The 18,572-nt window shown below is 42.0% G+C and carries 14 protein-coding genes; 3 read left to right on the forward strand and 11 right to left on the reverse strand.

Going from position 1 to position 18,572, the window contains the following annotated elements:
- The first annotated feature begins 19 nt into the window (after positions 1 to 19).
- Positions 20 to 910 carry a methylenetetrahydrofolate reductase [NAD(P)H] gene (metF, locus tag ACO03U_RS06525; protein ID WP_204686839.1) on the forward strand — a complete coding sequence of 297 codons (891 nt, stop codon included), beginning with the start codon at positions 20 to 22 and terminating at the stop codon, positions 908 to 910.
- Between the two features lie 185 nt (positions 911 to 1,095).
- Positions 1,096 to 2,205 carry an ABC transporter ATP-binding protein gene (locus ACO03U_RS06530; RefSeq protein WP_161870100.1) on the forward strand — a complete coding sequence of 370 codons (1,110 nt, stop codon included), beginning with the start codon at positions 1,096 to 1,098 and terminating at the stop codon, positions 2,203 to 2,205.
- Between the two features lie 184 nt (positions 2,206 to 2,389).
- On the opposite strand, the gene arcC is transcribed toward ACO03U_RS06530, so the two are convergent.
- The 4 genes from arcC to ptcA all read right to left on the reverse strand — a co-directional run bounded on the left by arcC (position 2,390) and on the right by ptcA (position 6,909).
- On the reverse strand, positions 2,390 to 3,322 hold the full coding sequence (gene arcC, locus ACO03U_RS06535) for a carbamate kinase (protein ID WP_204686838.1): 933 nt from the start codon (positions 3,320 to 3,322) through the stop codon (positions 2,390 to 2,392).
- 67 nt (positions 3,323 to 3,389) lie between these two features.
- Positions 3,390 to 4,487: an agmatine deiminase gene (gene aguA, locus ACO03U_RS06540; RefSeq protein WP_204686837.1), complete on the reverse strand. Its 1,098-nt coding sequence runs from the start codon at positions 4,485 to 4,487 to the stop codon at positions 3,390 to 3,392.
- Positions 4,450 to 5,862, reverse strand: a complete 1,413-nt coding sequence (locus tag ACO03U_RS06545) for an APC family permease (protein WP_204686836.1) — start codon at positions 5,860 to 5,862, stop codon at positions 4,450 to 4,452. Before ACO03U_RS06545 ends, aguA begins: the two co-directional genes overlap by 38 nt.
- A gap of 27 nt (positions 5,863 to 5,889) precedes the next feature.
- Positions 5,890 to 6,909, reverse strand: coding sequence for a putrescine carbamoyltransferase (gene ptcA / locus ACO03U_RS06550; protein WP_204686835.1), 1,020 nt, complete (start codon positions 6,907 to 6,909; stop codon positions 5,890 to 5,892).
- A gap of 263 nt (positions 6,910 to 7,172) precedes the next feature.
- Here ptcA and ACO03U_RS06555 point away from each other — a divergent pair, with 263 nt between their 5' ends.
- Positions 7,173 to 8,132: a helix-turn-helix transcriptional regulator gene (locus ACO03U_RS06555; RefSeq protein ID WP_204686834.1), complete on the forward strand. Its 960-nt coding sequence runs from the start codon at positions 7,173 to 7,175 to the stop codon at positions 8,130 to 8,132.
- A gap of 134 nt (positions 8,133 to 8,266) precedes the next feature.
- Here the strand turns inward: ACO03U_RS06555 and ACO03U_RS06560 are convergent, their stop codons facing one another.
- From ACO03U_RS06560 to ACO03U_RS06590, 7 genes are all read right to left on the reverse strand, one after another.
- Complete coding sequence (locus ACO03U_RS06560; RefSeq protein ID WP_204686833.1) at positions 8,267 to 10,675, reverse strand: glycoside hydrolase family 2 TIM barrel-domain containing protein; 2,409 nt, start codon at positions 10,673 to 10,675, stop codon at positions 8,267 to 8,269.
- Positions 10,672 to 12,393, reverse strand: a complete 1,722-nt coding sequence (locus ACO03U_RS06565) for a glycoside hydrolase family 3 protein (protein WP_204686832.1) — start codon at positions 12,391 to 12,393, stop codon at positions 10,672 to 10,674. The genes ACO03U_RS06560 and ACO03U_RS06565 overlap by 4 nt, the downstream gene beginning before the upstream one ends.
- A gap of 195 nt (positions 12,394 to 12,588) precedes the next feature.
- Positions 12,589 to 13,383, reverse strand: a complete 795-nt coding sequence (locus tag ACO03U_RS06570; protein ID WP_204686831.1) for a ChbG/HpnK family deacetylase — start codon at positions 13,381 to 13,383, stop codon at positions 12,589 to 12,591.
- Positions 13,384 to 13,396: 13 nt separating this feature from the next.
- Entirely contained in the window at positions 13,397 to 14,665 is a 1,269-nt protein-coding gene (locus tag ACO03U_RS06575; RefSeq protein WP_204686830.1) for a PTS sugar transporter subunit IIC, read from the reverse strand.
- Positions 14,666 to 14,836: 171 nt separating this feature from the next.
- On the reverse strand, positions 14,837 to 16,198 hold the full coding sequence (locus ACO03U_RS06580) for a glycoside hydrolase family 1 protein (RefSeq protein WP_270789225.1): 1,362 nt from the start codon (positions 16,196 to 16,198) through the stop codon (positions 14,837 to 14,839).
- A gap of 113 nt (positions 16,199 to 16,311) precedes the next feature.
- Positions 16,312 to 17,115, reverse strand: coding sequence for a MurR/RpiR family transcriptional regulator (locus tag ACO03U_RS06585; RefSeq protein WP_204686828.1), 804 nt, complete (start codon positions 17,113 to 17,115; stop codon positions 16,312 to 16,314).
- A 150-nt stretch (positions 17,116 to 17,265) separates the two neighbouring features.
- Positions 17,266 to 18,564: an MFS transporter gene (locus ACO03U_RS06590; RefSeq protein ID WP_161870101.1), complete on the reverse strand. Its 1,299-nt coding sequence runs from the start codon at positions 18,562 to 18,564 to the stop codon at positions 17,266 to 17,268.
- Positions 18,565 to 18,572: the final 8 nt, after the last annotated feature.

Genomic DNA, 18,572 nt, shown 5'->3' on the forward strand with positions numbered 1-18,572 from the left:
TACGAAAGGAGGTCCGCCCATGACCTCAGCAACCCACGCTTCCCTCTCTTTTGAAATCTTCCCTCCCAATACCCAAGTGGGAGAAGAAAAACTGCTGGCTACCTTGGCCCAGTTGGGTGACTTGGCACCAGATTTTATCAGCGTGACCTGTTCCAACAATAAACGCAATATCAAAGAAACCACTCTGAAAGTCGCTGGCTATATCAAAAATCAGCTCGGGGTGCCAACGATTGCCCATTTACCTGCGGCTTACTTGACTCATAGCCAAGTGAAAGAAATCTTACGTGCGTTGGATCAATTGGGCATCCACCAAGTCTTAGCACTACGGGGGGATATCTTGCCAGATGTTCCCCCCACCAACGACTTCCGCTATGCTTCAGATCTCGTCGCTTTTATCAACCAGCAAGCCCCTCACTTTGCCGTTAGCGGTGCTTGTTATCCTGAGGTTCATCCGGAATCTCCAGACCGAGTGACAGACATTAAAAACCTGAAATTCAAAACCGATCAAGGCTTGGAACACTTGATTACCCAGTTGTTTTTTGACAATGATTGCTTCTATCAATTTCAGGAAAACTGTCAACTAGCCGATATCAATGTGCCAATAATTGCCGGAATTATGCCGATCATCAACCGCAAACAAGCCTTGCGCTTGATCCAGACTTCTGAGGCCCAGCTGCCGCGAAAATTTCTGGCGATCCTCGATAAATACGAACACAATCCCATCGCCTTACGAGATGCAGGTTTGGCCTATGCGGTGGATCAAATCGTGGACTTGGTTACCCAAGATGTAGCTGGGATTCACCTGTATACAATGAACAATGCCGCCACTGCTCGCCACATCTATCAGGCCACCGCTTCCCTCTTTGGTAAACCTGCCCAAGGAAATCAGCAACTTATCCAATTGGGCTAATCGCCGCCTAATCCTTGATATAATCACGTTTTCGACACCACCCTTTAGTTTTCTCAAGGGTGGTGTTGGCGTTTTCAACAAATTATACAAAAAACTTCCTTCCCTTTTGTGCAGATTGTCATAGGACAAAATAAGCGTTTTCAGTTATATTATGGGTACAGAAAAACGAAAAGAGGGAACTACTTATGGTAGAAATGGCTTTAAAACACGTTTATAAAAAATATGATAACAATGATTTTTATTCAGTTACTGACTTTAATTTAGACATCGCAGACCGCGAATTCATCGTCTTCGTTGGTCCTTCCGGTTGTGGTAAATCCACTACTTTGCGGATGATTGCTGGTCTTGAAGATATCTCTGAAGGTGAATTGTACATCGGCGACACCGTGATGAATGATGTGGCTCCTAAAGACCGCGACATCGCTATGGTATTCCAAAACTACGCCTTGTATCCACATATGACCGTATTTGATAACATGGCTTTCGGTTTGAAATTGCGTAAATATGACAAAGCTGATATCAAATCACGGGTTGACAACGCTGCTGAAATCTTGGGCTTGACTGAATACTTGGATCGTAAACCAGCCGCCTTGTCCGGTGGTCAACGTCAACGTGTGGCTTTGGGCCGTGCCATCGTCCGTGATGCAAAAGTCTTCTTGATGGATGAACCTTTGTCAAACTTGGATGCGAAATTGCGGGTTGCCATGCGGGCTGAAATCGCTAAATTGCACCAACGTTTGAACACCACTACGATCTACGTAACCCATGACCAAACTGAAGCAATGACCATGGCTGACCGGATCGTTATCATGAAAGATGGTTTCATTCAACAAATCGGTACCCCTCAAGAAGTTTATGATACACCAGTTAATGTCTTCGTTGCTGGTTTCATCGGCTCTCCTGCAATGAACTTCTTCAACGTAACCTTGAACAACGGCGTCATTTCTGACGGACACGGCTTGAACTTGCGCATTCCTGAAGGCAAAAACAAAGTCTTGGTTGAAAAAGGCTACGATGGCAAACAATTAATCTTCGGTATCCGTCCAGAAGATATCCACTCTGAACAAGTGGCAATCGACGCCTCTCCAGAAGCAACTGTCAACGCTGAAGTTGTCGTATCTGAATTGCTTGGTGCGGAATCTATGCTTTACACTCGTACTGGGAATACCGAATTTATCTCTAAAGTTGATGCTCGTGACTTCCACAAACCAGGCGAAATTATCGACTTGGCCTTCAACATCAACAAAGCTCACTTCTTCGACAAAGATTCTGAAGAAGTTATCAAATTGCCTTAATCGACAGTTTGATCTAACCCTTGTGTTCATTTCTTTAAACCCCATATTCTTTATTTTCCGCAAAACCCCCGGTGCGCTTACACCGGGGGTTTTGTCTTGGGTTCTTTAAACTATTGATTGTACAGAGGTGGCAAAAAACAGCCTGATCTTTTGAGTTGGAAAAATACCTGGTTCCATTCACTATTTATTGATGAATCACCGTGCCACTTGTGCCGCTAATGGCTTCAGAAGCTTGTTCTAAAGAGACGATGATTGCTTTACTGCCTAATTTGGAGTTGGCGAAGGTCATAGCTGCTTGAACTTTAGGTAGCATACTACCGGCCGCAAATTGATTTTCCTCAATGTAGTTTTCCAACTGGGCCACTGTGACATCTGTCAAGGCTACTTGGTTGGGTTTACCAAAATTCACAAAGACGTGATCCACAGCCGTCAAGACGATGAAAATATCGGCATCAATCAAAGAGGCCATCTTAGCAGCTGCAAAATCTTTATCAATCACTGCATCCACCCCTTGATAGCGGGTGCCTTGGTACACCACCGGGATTCTGCCACCACCACAAGCAATCACTACTTGTCCGGCATCAACTAAGGTTTTAAGACTAATTTTTTCGTAAATATCCATTGGTTTTGGCGATGGCACTACCCTACGCCAGCCCCGACCAGCATCTTCTTTGTAAACATTCCCCGTCTCGGCCATTAGTTTTTGGGCTGTTTGCGCATCATAGTAGCCGCCAATAGGTTTTGTTGGATTGGCAAAAGCGGGGTCTTCTGGGTCCACCACCACTTGTGTCAACATGGAAACCACAGGAATATCCTTCAGCCCCCGAGTAACCAATTCTTCATCGATAGCCTGTTGCAAATGATAGCCGATATACCCTTGACTCATAGCAGTACATTCCGGAAAGGGCATCAGCTGATTGGGTCCTGCTGCCGCTGCTTCCTCAAAGGCCAAACGAATTTGACCGACTTGGGGGCCATTGCCATGGGCGATGACCACATTGTGTCCTGCATTAATCAAATCAGCAATAGATTTTGCAGCCATTTCTGCTTTAGTTAACTGTTCATTGGCGGAGTTTCCCAGGGCATTGCCGCCAAGTGCAATAACGATTTTTGCCATAATTTTCTCCAATCTATCAGAAAAACCCCAGCCAGCTTTATCACTAGCTGAAGTCTTCCGATGTGTTTTAGACTTTTGGTTGTTGTTGCGTAATGCAGTGGATATTGCCCCCACCGTAAACGACTTCGACGGTATTTACCCCCACGACTTCCTTGTCTGGGAACATCCCTTGGATTTGTTCCAAGGCCAGAGCATCGTTGACATCCCCGTATTGAGGCGCGATCACCCCACCATTAGTAATCAAAAAGTTCATGTATGAAGCGATACAAATGTCGCCATCTTCTCGTGGCAAGGTGCCTTCCACATAATCAATGGCAAATTCCCCTTTGATGGTGACATTTTCCACTGGGCAGCAGAGCTTATGCACTTTTAGCTGACGCCCTTTCGCATCGGTCATTTCAGTCAGACGTTTATAAGCGTCTTGAGCGGCTGCATAGAAAGGACTGTTTTCATCTTCTGTGTATAGGCAAGCTACTTCTCCCGGTCTTACAAAGCAGGCCACATCATCCACGTGGCCATTGGTTTCTTCTGGATCGATGCCGTCTCCTAGCCATAAAACTTTTTCACAATTCAAGTAATCACAAAGATAGGTTTCGATTTCTTCGCGGCTAAGATGAGGATTGCGGCCTTCGCTGAGCAAGCACATTTCCGTCGTCAGTACCGTACCTTCCCCGTCCACATGAATCGAGCCACCCTCCAAGACAAAGCCTGGTGTTGGATAGGAATCCACTTTTTCAATTTCACAGATTTTTTGAGCTACCAAGTCATCTTGGTCCCAAGGGAAATACAACCCGTCCACTAAACCGCCCCAAGCATTGAAATCCCAGTCCGCCGCGCGCAGTTCACCCGCATCATTGACCAAAAATGTTGGACCACAGTCCCGTACCCAAGCATCGTTGTTAGACATTTCATAAACACTGATTTCTGGTGGCAACTGCCGGCGACAATTTTGATATTGTTGTTGGGAAACCACCACATTCATCGGCGTGAAGCGGCTGATGGCCTTAGCAACTTCCGCAAAAGCTGCTTGCGCTGGTTTGCCACCATCTCGCCAATTATCCGGGCGTTGTGGCCAGATCATCCAGACTTTTTCTTGTGGTTCGTATTCACCAGGCATTCGGAAGCCATCAGCTTTCGGATTGGTAGTTAGTATTCGCTTTGCCATGTTCGTTTGCTCCTTCTTTTTTAATATTTTTCACGATGATGATCCCTTCACCAAAGAGGATAAAGACAATCGCCCCAATGGTAATCGGTAGCTGTTCACTCAAGGTGGCGGCATCAAATTGTAACGGAATCGCGGTGAAAATCAGAGAAATCAAAATCATAATCATCGGAATCACGACTAACACTTTCAAAAAGGTCTTGCTGCCCCCCACTTTAAAGGGACGCGGTGTATCCGGATCGATTTGACGCAATTTGTAAAAGGCCGGAAAAACTGGGACATAAGACAAGAGAAACATTACCAAGTTCAAGGAAAAGAAAGCCCAGAAGAGATCTTGATTTGGTAATATCGGTGCGATGATAACCACCACTGAAGCCACAATCCCATTCATAATCGCAGCCCCAATCGGCATTTGGGTCTTTTGGCTGCGTTTAGCGAAGAATTTCGGCATATCGCCATTTTCCGCAGCGTAACAAGCGGTATTATTTACCCCGAGAGACCAAGAAATCATATTGCCAAACAACGTCAGTAAGAATAACAGGGCCATCAAGGAAATAAACAAGCCTTCTGTGGAACCAGTCAAAAGCTTAAAGCTATCCATCAAACCACTACTGGTACTAATTTCCGCTGTCGGAATCGCCACCCCAATCCCAAAAGCCGAGAAGATATAGATGGCAGCAATCACAATTCCCGCCACAATAATCGCTTGGGGAATTTGCTTGCGAGGATTTTCCATATCATCAGCAAAGGTACAGATAACTTCAAAGCCTAGTAAGTTAAAGATAATCACGGAAATAAAGGACAAACTGTTCAAATCAAAAGATGGCAGCATCGATTGAACAGTGAATTCATTGGACATCCCCTTGGTCAGCGCCACATAAACCCCTAGCCCACCAATCAGAAGAGCTAACAACATTTTGATCACGGCGGCACCATTTAAAATCCAAACACTGTCACTGACCGAGTAAAAACTGATCCAGACAATCACCCAGATAAACAGCAACTCCACCACGACGGCTCCTACCGTACCAAACTCAAAGCCGGTAATCGTCGTAATCAACTCGGGACACATAACCGCTAGAGAGGCTAGCCACAAAGGAAAGTTAATCCAGTAATACCAGGACACCCGGGAACCCCAGCGGTGTCCAAAAGCTTTGGTGACCCAATCGTAAATCCCCCCATCACCGATATACGTCGTCCCCAACTCGGAGGAAATCAACCCATACGGTAACAAAAAAGCAATCAACAAAAAAATCCACCAAAAGAACTGGGAGTTCCCAATAGCTGCTACGGGTGCCGCCGCTTCTGCAACAAAAACCACGCAGATAACGGATAAAACAGCGCTCATTAAACTAAATTTTTTCTTCATGTTCTTCATCCTTTCATTCAGGAGAAGACCGCTTGTTTACAGCGCCTTTCCCAGCAAGTCTTCTAGCTCTTTTTTGGCAGCCTCTTGTTTTTTTGTATCGATTGGATGACGATCTGCATAATCAGACATCAAGTACACCAACAACCCACGAATCGAAGTCAAACGATTTTCTGCTTCATCGAAACAAATAGAATTCGGTCCATCCATCACTTCATCTGTCACTTCTTCACCCCGAGTCGCTGGTAAGCAGTGCATGAATTTTGCATGTTCGCCAGCAGTCAACATCAACTCTTGATTGACTTGATATTTCGGATAAAAGACTTCCATCCGTTCTTCTTCTGATAATTCAGCTTCGTACAAACCATACCAAACGTCAGTGTAAACAAAATCGGAGCCGACAATGGATTCCACATCTTCACTGATGGTGTAAGTCCCACCTGAAACTTTGCATATAGCATCCAAGCGTTTCTTGTGGTCGTCGTTTAATTGGAACCCTTTTGGCCCAAATTGGACGAAATCCATCCCCATTTTGGTAGTAACCAAGGCCAAGGAGAAACAAACTTGAGTAGCGTCGCCGATAAAGGAAACTTTGCAGTCTTCCAGTTGTTTGCCAGCTGGTAAGTGTTCTACCATCGTACACAGATCCCCAACTTCTTGAGTTGGATGATTAAAGTCAGACATACCATTGATCACAGGAATCGTCGCATGAGTCGCCAAGTCCACCACACTATGGTGACGTTCCACCCGAGCCATCAAGATATCTACTAAACGGCTCAATACCCGGCTAGTATCTTCAATCGTTTCGTGGCCGCCGAGTTGGATTTGTCCTGGTGCGAGATATTGGGCATGCCCACCTAACTGACTCATAGCCGTCTCAAATGACACCCGAGTTCTAGTAGACGATTGTTGGAAGATCATGCCAAGGGATTTGTTCTTTAATAATGGTGGATAATAGCCGTTTTTAATCGCCGCTTTGATTTTCAATGATAAATCAACAATCGCCAAAATTTCCTCCTTTGTATAATATTCTGTGGTAATAAAATCGCGTTTTTCCATGATAAAGCCTCCTAAGAATTAATTTTACAAGCAAAATTTAGCAAGGAATGGGGTAGTTTACTATCAGCCAAACGTTGTAAACGCATTCGATCAGTGAAATAACGACACAGCAACTTCCCCTTCAAAATGTAAACCCTTACTTTTGTCAAAAACCAAAAAATTTAAGGGGAAGTTTAGTCGATTTTACCTAGTAAAACGCCTTCAAGGAGACTATAATTAAATTAAATCAGAAAACTGAAACCGTTTACGAAAGGAAGACCATTATGATTGCTATCTTTCTTTACAATATTTTATTGATCGTCCTCTACTCCATCCCCATGGCGCTGGCGCTTTCTTACTATATAAAAGACAAAAATAAACTTTATTTAATGTTGGCAGGCTATTTGGCCTTCTTCATCTTGGACAATACCATTATCTACATGACTGAATTCATCGCCACTTTTGCCCATCGTTATAATGAAGTCTTTATGACCGTCCCGATAGCCAAAACCATCATTTTTTTGGCGAATGGTTATTTTATGCTGTGGTTAGCCACCCGTTTAGCCGATAAAAAAATGACCAAACTGCACTACGGCTTTTTGATTGGCTTGGCGATTTGGTTAAGTAGTGTCCCCATCCTTCCCAATTCGGCTATGAAAGTCTGGCTTTATTATTTACCAAATCAATTGTTGCTGTTTTATGTAGGCCTCTACCTTTTCCGGCAACCGAAGTCAGAAGAGCTTACGCCGGTAACAAACAAATACATCAGAGACGTGCGTTGGCTCGCAGTGATTTCGGCTATCGCCATCTTAATCGAAGACAGCTTTGTCATTTTCAATGTCGATGAATACAGCAGCCTCGCTATCAAAATTTTCAACCGCAATGTCTGCGAGGACCTTTTTTCCATCATCATCTGTTTGATCATCCTCCGCTACTTCTTACGGGACCGACAACAACTGGCTACCTTGGTATCTGAGACAAGGGCCGAGAAAACCGCCTCCTGTCTGGCAGACTTTTGTCGTCAATATCAATTTACGCAACGAGAAACCAAAATTTTCGCCTTATTGTTGGAACACAAACAAAATCAAGAAATTGCCGACAGCCTCTTCTTGTCCATCGGCACCGTCAAAACCCATGTCCACAACATCTTCATCAAACTAGAAATCAAAAAACGCAACCAAATTGCCCCGATTTATGAGGACTTTCAGGAGAGTTATTTGGCGGAAGCTGGGAAGATGACGTGAAGTGTGAATAAGATTGCTCCGCTTTCATTACTTGACAATAGTTTTAGACCCCAAAATGCCGTTTCTAGTAGCGAAAAGTGCTACCCGAAACGGCATTTTCGGGCTAAATCCATCTATTATTAATAAGTAGCTTTTTAATTGTCCTTCAAAGCAACTGAAAGTTTTGGCACATGATCACCATTTTTTGCAACGATTGCCATTAATCTACCAGAAAATAACCGTTTTTTCCGTTTGTTAAACCCAGTTAGATCAGCTGGATTTCCGTTAGCGAGAGCAAGAACTTGCCCTTCAATACAGGAAACTTCTACCAAAGAATCCGCCATTGGAACAAACTTTCCCCGTTGATCTATTCCGGCAATTTCGTACAAGCAATAACTATCTCCAACATATCGTTCATGCACTGTTAAGCCAGTAATTGCTTCACTACTTACGCGACTATCCACCACTTCTCCAGCTTCATGATACCCGACTACTTTTAACTCCCCGGATTCAAAGGTAACCCACCAAGAAGTATAGTCTTTTCCACTATGTTGCCGACCGCAACTTCGATTATTGACAAAAAGTTCCACTTCTCGGCAATTAGAAAAGACGCGGACTTCCACCTGCCCTTGTTCATTTTTCTCCAAGCCAGCTTCATTCCAATGAGGCATCACATGAACCATCGGCGTTTCCGACCATTTCGACTGATAATAATAAAAATAGTCCTTTTCAAAACCAACTGTATCACAAATCCCAAATTGCGAACTAATCCCCGGCCAAGGAAATGGTGCCGGCTCACCATAATAATCCATAAATGTCCATAGAAAGACGCCGCCCATAAACCTGTGGTTGTCATAAAAGGCTAGTACTTCCTCTGGATGAGCGGTGCCTCCAACACCAAGCTCCCCTAGTTGTCTTTTCCCAGGGAGAACCATTGAAAAACGGGAACCAAAGTTATTCGTCTGACATTTTTCCTCATTGTCTTGGTAGATCCCTCTAGTAGAAAAATAAGAAGCACTTTCAGTACTCAAGTAAGCCAACCCAGGATATTGTTCCTTCAGTTTCGTAAGCCCAGCACCATTCACACCTGATTCAGGGTAATTCACACCTTTGACATCAAAAATATCCAAATAATCCTTCTCCACTGCCCCTTCAGGATTTAATAATTCAGCTGAAACTAGCAGACTCTGACTGGTTTGACAGCGAATCACATTTGCTAGGCGTTTGGCCATCCGCGTAGCCATCGCTGTATTGCCGATAACTTCTTCATTGCACAAAGACCAAAAGCATAAGCAAGGATGATTGCGAGTCTGCTTCACCATCTTTTCTAATTCAGCAATCCGCCACTCACTTGCTTCTAGTACTCGGTTTTCATTCATCATAATGATTCCAAGTTCATCACACAACTCAAGCAGTTCTTTAGATGCAAAGTGATGAGCACTACGATAAGCATTCACTCCCATTTCTTTCATCTTCAATAGTTTGTAGCGCAAGATGTCTCGGTTCAACGCGACACCCATACCGCCAAAATTTTGATGCTCACAAACACCTCGCAATGAAAGCAATTGCCCATTTAAATAAAAACCTTGTGAGGTATAGTCAATCATCCGAATGCCATAAGATTGGCAATACTCATCAACCACTTCTTGGTCCTTCATTAATTGAAACCGTGCCACTTCCAAATTGGGAACATCAATTGACCAAGCTTTAGGATGAGGAACGCGTTGATAATAACTAAAGTGCTCAGTTGCAAAGGGCTCGAGGAAACAAGACAGATTGTTTATTTCTTCTCCAATCTGAGCTGTTAATGTTAGCTTTTGTGGCTGATTACTCTGATTTGTCACACGTGTGTTGATTTCCAAGAGTGCTTCTTTTTCATTAAGGGCTTTCGTTTCGATAAAGGTTTCACAGGAATCAATCCGGACAAGGGGTAAAAATTCAAGGTAGACCTCTTTATAAATACCAGCTCCTTCATACCACCAGCCTTCTGAGCCGGTGGTTGTGTCCACCTTGACCAGTAACACATTTTCTCCCTCCGCATCATAGCGAGCCATTTCTGTAATATCAAAGGAAAAATCTGAATAGCCGCTATAATGATCACCTAAGAACATCCCATTTAACCAGACAGAGGCCATCCGCATGACTCCCATAAAATGCAGAAAAACTTGCTGATTGGCCACTTCTTTTTCAGATAGTCTAAAAGTTTTACGATAATAACTGATCCCTTGTGGTTTCGAACCACTCATCAAAAGTTCGGGATCATTTACGTAGTCCAACTCATTTAGCCAATCATGAGGAAGATTGACACTTTGCCACTCACTAGACAGTTGCCCATTTAGCTGAGTACCTGCTAATTGCCTCAACCCTTTTTGGCTATCTCCTTGGGCGATTAATCGTAAAAAGTGCTCCCCACCTGCACCGGTCAAGACGACTGGACCAGCCTCATCATCCAACAGTGCGGTTAATCCACCAATCGCCGCTGCTTTACGAACCGTCTTCATCGGTTCATCAATTGGACCTAAGTGAAATTGCCAATCGTGATTGATTTTCTGTTGGTTTCTCAAAATCCTTCCTCCTCACTCTTTTTTCCATGTTGCAATGATAAATCCCCATACCCGCAAAAAGGGTCCACTGGATTTATCCCCGTAAAGTCTTCTTGGCCTATCATTTTTCTCACTGTTGCTTGCACCGTTTCAGGATTTCCAGTGTAGGCATTGATAAAGGTAGACATGTATGGCACATCAAAAAGATGATAGGGATTGGCAGTTGAAACAAATACGGTGGAAATTTCTTTTTCAAACCACGGAGCATTGGCTGCCATCAAAGGAATCCACTGCAAGCGGGTCGTCGTTTGGTTACTGGCGGTTTCTATATTAGCAACATAAAGTGCTAAATCAAATTTCGCTTTCAAATCAGCGACGCCTTCTTCAAAAATCTCGTGGAAATCTAGCTGATTAGGTTGCAAACAGGTCACCTGAAAACCTGCTTTTTCCAAAGCTTCTACAAATAAAGGTCCAACTTGGCCTCCTTCTTTAAACCCACCATCATCTGAATCTCCCAAAACCACAAGACGGATGCGCGGGTATTTTTGTGGTGTGATTGGCAACAGGCAATCTCGATCTTTTACCAAAGTGATTGACTTTTGAGCAATTTTTCTAGGGACATCCGGATGGGGCATAATCACGGCATCATCATTAAACTGAAGCGACTTATCACCAAACAAGCCCTGAGCCATTTTCGTAGCTACTATTCGTGTGACAGCTTCATCTAATCTGGTTTGTGTCAGTGTCCCTTGTGACAATGCATCTCGTATGGCTTGGTAATCTTCGTCGATATTTTTATTAAACAAGATCATATCAATGCCGGCATTGATGGTTTCCACTAAAAGCTGTTTCCGAGGCATGATTGTCGTATAGCCTAACATAGCCGTAGCATCCGTGATAGCCAGCCCTTGGAAGCCAAGTTTATCTCTAAGTAAACCATTAATTAAGACCTTTGATACAGAAGCTGGCCGCAACTCTTCAGTGCTTAACTCTGGAGCCAGCTGTCGTTCCCAAGCAGGCTGATAGATATGACCAACCATGATACAACCGACGCCTTTTTCAATAAAATGGGAATACAGTTTCCCATAGCTAGCCATCCATTCATCAGCAGACAAAGAATTCACAGAACTGACTAGATGTTGATCCCGTTCATCCACTCCGTCTCCTGGAAAATGTTTAATGACAGGATAAACCTGTTCCGAACAAAAGCCATTAATTTGGGCTTTTGCCATTTGTTGCACACGATTGACATCACTTCCGTATGTCCGAGTGTTGGTTATTGGATTGCGAAAATTAAGATCCAGATCAATGATAGGCGCAAATGCCATATTAACGCCCACTTGATTGGCTTGTTCACCGGCAACGCGGCCTAATTGAAAAGCTAGTTCAGTATCATCCGTAGCAGCAATTTGTAAAGGGTTTCCTACCCAAGTGCCTTCACTAACAATACCATTGCCTCCAGATTCGAGATTGGCTGCCATAAACAACGGAATATCGCTAACATGTTGAATTTTTGCAATTTGCCGTTTGATTTTGTCCGCTTTATCTGGACGATACATCATCCCACCCGGTTGGTACTTTCGAATAAATGCATCTAAATCTGTCACTTCATCATCTTGACCAATTACAAAAAATAGTTGACCAATTTTGGCCTCAATGCTCATGTTGTCAATCAATGTTTTGATGCTTTGAATCTGTAGTTCCGTCAAATTATACGGACTTTTGTTTAGTTCAATCATAATCTCCTCCATTATCAAATCCATGCATAATCAAAATAACCAAATTATCAGTTAAATTCTCCCCAATACTAATTCTAAAAACTAGATTTTGCTTGGTAAGATACAACTTCTAATTTGATTATTCATGATTTTAAAATAGGATAAGCTAGATTTATTCCCCATGGTACTTCTGTACATTAGGAAATCTCCGAAAATTTAACTCTTCCAATTCTCTGGTAATTCTTTAAAAGTAATCAACTCAACTTGATTATCTACAATCCATTTTTTTACCTCGTTGCTAGTTAACGCATGTAAATCCATAGCTCGACAAGTATTGAAACTCGAGAGTTGGAAAATCTCTGCATCAAGATAACCACAATGAGCGATTAGATATCCATATTTAGAACCAATTAACTCACCTTTGTCTTCTGTGATATAGTTGGTTAGATTTCCGGACAATTGACTTTGAGCATCCCCTGGTGTATACCATCCCATACCAGCTTGCTTCACCTCATTTTGTTTCATCAAGTCCAATGTACAAATGACATCATACTCTTTAGCTAGTCTTTTAGTTACTGCATCAACAGTCGGTGTCCCATAAGCATGATTGTGAATATAGGCTGGCTTCTTCCCCACTAACCGAATATATTTTTCAATTTGTGCTTTAAATTCATCATATACTTGATTGCTAGAATTAGCTAAGTGATCAAACCCATTTTTCTCACAATCTAGCTGACGGTTTTCACGACTGGTGAAAAATTCACCATTTACTTTTGTTAAATCAGGAATCACCGAATGGGCTAATAAAGAAGAACCAGTCGATAAATTTAAATCAATACCAAAAGCGATGTCATTTAGATAGGGCTTCAACCATGAAACACACTCTTCAATCCAGGGCATATTAGCAAACATACCCGTATTTTTGACGACACCATTTCGAATTCCAAAAATACAGCCCTGTGAAACGGCCCGAGTGATCCCAAAATCATCACTTTGAATCAACATTTTCATATTGTTTACCACCTTATTTTGTACTTTCTAAACTTTCTTCATCAAGTTTCTGTTTATCATAAGCTTTTACAAATGGAATATATGCAACAGTAACAATCACAAACAATACAAATCCCCAAATTAACCCCTGTAGCCCGTAATTCATCATATTTCCCACAAAAAATGGTAAACTTGCAGTGTTTTGACCACCTGAACCTGTACTATATCCTAACAGGCCAACCACTTTTAAGAGATGAGTTCCTAGAACAGATAATGTCGGTGCAATAAGGACCCACGGAATGAAGAAGATTGGATTTAAAATCATGGGAATCCCGAAGTAGGCAGGTTCATCAACTCCGAAAATTGCTGGTACTAAACTGAGTTTTCCAATTGAGCGATTTGCCTTTGATTTAGCAAAAATCAAGATTGCAACTAAAAGTGGGAGCGAACCAGTCCCAAAACTTAATGCGTCACCAATCACCATGTGAGGCAGTGGGTTTCCTGCTTGATATGCCGTCAAATTTTCCAACTGAAGTTGCATAAACAACGTCATGATGATTGGGCCCACTGTCATCCCCCCATGGATACCAAAGAACCATAGCCCATACAAGGTAATTTGAAGAATCCAGAAACCCCAGATGTTTGATCCTAAAGCATTCAGTGGTGTGCCGATTACCGTGTAGATAAATTGATGGAAAGATCCAAATGACGTAGCTGCAAAACTACAACTAATGATACCAAAAACGACAGTTGAAAGAACAACTGGAATCAATGCTGTAAATTGTTCGGCAATATATGCTGGAACTTGTTCCGGCAACTTAATTCCCAAATGATATTTTTTACATAGAGCAAAAATTAAACCAACAACCAAAGCGACCACAATCGCCGTGAACATCCCAGAAGCCCCCAGCCAATTAAGAGGTAGAGAACTTGGTGCAAAGGGTTCTGTCGGCACTGTATATGGTGTAATAATCAAAAAACAAACAAATGAAGTAATCCCAACAATAATCTTTGAACTGAAGATGTCTTTTTTCTGTGCAAATGAATAAGCAACTAGAAATGCTAGATAAAGTCCAATCGTACCAGATGTCCACTGATAAATCACTGACAGCACTGGTTTAATACCAAATGAAGTTAAAAAATTTTGATAAGGTTCGTAGGAAATACCATTAAAAAGGCCTGCAAATCCTCCAGTCATAGTAATTGGTAACATCAGCATAAATGCACCGGTAATAATCTGTAGCAAAGTATTCTTAGCTATTTTTTCAGAGATAGCAGTCAAACCATTAATAAATTTTGTCATTTTACTCTATTCCTTTCTTTAGCTCACCATTTAGAAGTGAAATATTGTTTTCATTTTCCAATAGAAATGCACGTCAAAACCAACCCAATAATTGTTATTTGATATAAGCCTATCTCTACTTGGAGCATAGATTTCAAACAAACTTACTTTTCATAGCTTTTTAGAGTACTGTTATGACTGTTTATGAATTTTATCTTGGTACCAATAAAAACTATCTTTTGGAATCCGCGCACAGGATTTGCTGTTAGTATCTGTGCGATCTACATAGATCAAGCCATAACGCTTATGGAACCCCTGGTGACTACTTACTAAATCTAAAAATGACCAGGGACTATAGCCTAATAAAGGATAACCTTCTGCTACAAAACGTTCACACTGCAGAATATGCTGATTCAGATAATCAATGCGGTACTCATCATGGACTTGACCATCTTCCAAAATATCAGAATAAGCTAAGCCATTTTCAGTTACCATCATTGGCAAGCCATAGCGTTCATAGATGTCTCGCATACCAATATATAAACCTTCTGGATCTATCCCAAACTCCATCCATTTCGTTTTAGTTAAATAGTCATTATTTCCTAACGTGAACAATTCATTTCGGTAAAACGGTGGTAATTTACTATTGTCCTCATCAGGATGTAAAGCTCGGATACAAGTACTAGCATAATAATTAATTCCAATGAAATCAGGCTTATTTTTGCAAAGTATAGCTTTATCTTCAGATTGAGTCTCAGGATACCAACCTTTTTCCCGTAGATAGTTTTGGTAGCTCAATGGGTAGCGACCAAACACTGACATATCTAAAAAACAATTTTGAAGAAAATCTTCGGCATTCTTTGAAGCTAAAATATCATTAGGCGCTGGCGTTTCAGGATACACTACTTGCATTGAGCAAACTGGACCGATTTGACCATCTTTTACAATTTCTCTAAATCGGGCAATGGCCTTCTTTTCTGCCAGAGACATATGATAGCTCATCTGATACATTTGTTTCATTTTTTGATTGGAATCCGTTTCGTGGTTGCCATTCAAGTCTGACGCTGCAGTAGCAATCAATTGTTCGTTGATAGTTCCCCACAGTTTGACTCGATCACCAAAGTTTTCAAAACAAACTTCTGCATAATGGACAAAGTGATCGACACATTTTCGTGATTGCCAGCCGCCAAAATCCTCCACAAAAGCTTGGGGCATTTCAAAATGATATAGAGTAGGAAACGGAGTAATCCCTCTTTGAAGACAAGCATCAATCAATTGGTTATAAAAAGCAATCCCTTCTTGGTTGACTTGATAGCCATCCCCCATCACCCGAGTCCAGTTGAAAGAAAAACGATACAGATTTATTCCTAATTCTGTCATCAAATCGATGTCTTCTATCAAATGATGATAGTGGTCTGACGCGACTTTTGAATCCGCAATTCCCTCTGGCACGTGACGTACGTCTGTCGTTGCCACACCTTTACCACCTTCACCAAAGCCCCCTTCTACCTGAAATGCCGAGGTTGATGCCCCCCAGTAAAAATCTTTTTTCATCAAAGCATCCGTCCTTTCTTGTTAAGAAAACGATACCATGACGTGAAAATGTAAGCGATAGCAAAACAAGGTCTCCAGTTTCAAAACCGGAGACCTTGTTTCAAAATATGAAACTAGCGAATTAAGTAAATATCCCGCATATAATAATAAATCAAAAGTTCCATGATATAGAGGATTGCTATGCGACCCTCGGTATTTTCATTGATTTCACCACAAATCATGACTTCCTCAGCATTTCGTTCAATAATCGGGGCATTCTTAAAAGTAAAAGCGATGATTGTCACACCTTTTTCCTTCAACGCTGCAATTACCTTCTCGCTGAAATAAAAGAAACCACCCTCCATCGAGAAAACCAAAGCTACACTATTTTCCGAAATCGTTTCAACAATTTCAATCTGCTCTTCAATCGTAAAACCGACTTGAATCAATTTATCCATGCTAGCCATTTTCGATTGAAAGTGTTGGCCCATAAAGGTGGCGAACTCTAAGCCAAAGACTGCCACATTTTCGGCTTGCGCAATGGTAGCGACAATTCTTTCTACCTGCTCAAGGGCGATGTGTTCTTTCACATAGTTGATATTTGCTAAAATATTATCTGTAAAAATCGACATAAATTCTTCTGATTGCTCTTGCGCTGGTTGCGCGAAGTGTTTGGCATAATCATTGACGATATCAATCTCTGTTGCCACGGCATCTTTAAACTCTGTGTATGAAGCAAAGCCAAGCAAGCGAATAAACCTAGAAATCGCCGAAGTTGAGACGAAATACTCCTCAGACAAATCATAGATTGTCAGCTGAGGAATTTTGGAAAAACTCTTCAGAATTCCTTGCGCGATAAAATAATTATTGTCTCTTTTTTTTTGGTTGTTTAAAAAGCGCAGAATCAAACTCCGGACTGAGGTTCCCTTAATATCCATTCATTTTTCCTCCCCAAGATGCTCTCCATTAACTATACAATGAAAAATAGCACATGAAAAGACGAACATTGAGGAAGAACTGGAGACAATACGAAAAAGGATCGAGCATTGCTTATTTGCAAACACTCGATCCTTGGATTCAAATTTAGTCTATTTATCCAAATCCCCCACCACAAAGATGTAAGAACATGCGCCGACTAGCGCAATCGCAGCTACAAACACCAACGCGTAGGAGAAGTTTCCACCAGCAACCAAGAAACCAATCACGATTGGAATCACAATGGAAGACAAGGCGCCGCAAAGGTTGAATATCCCACCTGCTAAGCCCAACAAATCTTTTGGTGCCAACAAAGTCACAAAAACCCAAGTAATGGTTGCTAAGCCATTGCCAAAGAAAGCAATTGACATAAACAAGATAATCAAGGTTGGATTAGATGTATAGTTGGCCCCCATGATCAATAAGGTCAATAGCAAGCCCACGATAACCGGAATCTTACGGGACATACTCTTAGAAAAGCCCCGTTTAGTCAAATGGTCAGATGCATAACCGGCAAAGATGACACCAACAAAAGCCGCCAAGTAAGGGATACTAGATAAGAAACCCGTTTTAGCTAAAGATAGACCTTTTTCTTCAGTTAAATAAGAAGGGAACCAAGTCAAGAAGAACCAAAATGTACCGCTGATGGCAAATTGACCGACATAAATCCCAATCAATTTCTTCGTAAACAATTGACGTAAGTTTTCTTTGGTTAATTTTGATTTTGCTTTTTCACCTTTGACGGCTTTTTCTTCTTCAAAGACCGCTCCGCCAGCTTTGATGTAATCCAACTCAGCTTGGCTCACCCATTTATTTTTTGCAGGGTCAGAATAAATCACATACCAGACAAAAGCCCAGATGATGCCCACAACCCCGGTAATGATAAAGAGTCCCCGCCAGCCTACAGTGTTGTGGATGCTGTACAAGATGGGCATGGAAACCGCCAAGCCTAAAAATTGGGCCGAAGAATAAATCCCGATGGCTGTTCCCCGTTCATTTTCTGGGAACCAATAGGAAATGGCCCGGTTGTTGGCAGGCATCACTGGTGATTCAAAGAAACCAACGCCTAGACGCAACCCTAACAATTGCGCAAAACTAGAAATCCCAGATTGGAAGAGCGTCATCAATGACCAACCAAACAAACTGATAAAGTACATAATCCGTGAACCGAATTTATCCAACATAATGCCACCAGGTACTTGCATAGCTGCATAAATCCAGCCAAATGCTGAGAAGATCAAGCCTTGCTCGACTGTAGTCAACCCGATTTCTTTGGCCAGTTCTGGCATGGCGATGGAGACGTTGGTGCGATCCATATAGTTGATGACGATGTTGACAAAGACTAAGGCTAAGATGACATAACGCATCTTAAACTTGCCTTGAGGTTTACTAATTTTTTCTGTTGCATTCATTTTTCTCG

The sequence above is a fragment of the Enterococcus diestrammenae genome (assembly GCF_049384045.1).
GTDB classification, from domain to species: domain Bacteria; phylum Bacillota; class Bacilli; order Lactobacillales; family Enterococcaceae; genus Enterococcus_C; species Enterococcus_C diestrammenae.

Coding starts and splice junctions, on each gene's coding strand:
- metF (WP_204686839.1), top strand. CDS start 20: ATGACCTCAGCAACCCACGCTTCCCTCTCTTTTGAAATCTTCCCTCCC.
- ACO03U_RS06590 (WP_161870101.1), bottom strand. CDS start 18,564: ATGAATGCAACAGAAAAAATTAGTAAACCTCAAGGCAAGTTTAAGATG.
- ACO03U_RS06555 (WP_204686834.1), top strand. CDS start 7,173: ATGATTGCTATCTTTCTTTACAATATTTTATTGATCGTCCTCTACTCC.
- ACO03U_RS06530 (WP_161870100.1), top strand. CDS start 1,096: ATGGTAGAAATGGCTTTAAAACACGTTTATAAAAAATATGATAACAAT.
- ACO03U_RS06585 (WP_204686828.1), bottom strand. CDS start 17,115: ATGGATATTAAGGGAACCTCAGTCCGGAGTTTGATTCTGCGCTTTTTA.
- ACO03U_RS06570 (WP_204686831.1), bottom strand. CDS start 13,383: ATGAAAATGTTGATTCAAAGTGATGATTTTGGGATCACTCGGGCCGTT.
- arcC (WP_204686838.1), bottom strand. CDS start 3,322: ATGGCAAAAATCGTTATTGCACTTGGCGGCAATGCCCTGGGAAACTCC.
- aguA (WP_204686837.1), bottom strand. CDS start 4,487: ATGGCAAAGCGAATACTAACTACCAATCCGAAAGCTGATGGCTTCCGA.
- ACO03U_RS06575 (WP_204686830.1), bottom strand. CDS start 14,665: ATGACAAAATTTATTAATGGTTTGACTGCTATCTCTGAAAAAATAGCT.
- ACO03U_RS06545 (WP_204686836.1), bottom strand. CDS start 5,862: ATGAAGAACATGAAGAAAAAATTTAGTTTAATGAGCGCTGTTTTATCC.
- ACO03U_RS06565 (WP_204686832.1), bottom strand. CDS start 12,393: ATGATTGAACTAAACAAAAGTCCGTATAATTTGACGGAACTACAGATT.
- ACO03U_RS06580 (WP_270789225.1), bottom strand. CDS start 16,198: ATGAAAAAAGATTTTTACTGGGGGGCATCAACCTCGGCATTTCAGGTA.
- ptcA (WP_204686835.1), bottom strand. CDS start 6,909: ATGGAAAAACGCGATTTTATTACCACAGAATATTATACAAAGGAGGAA.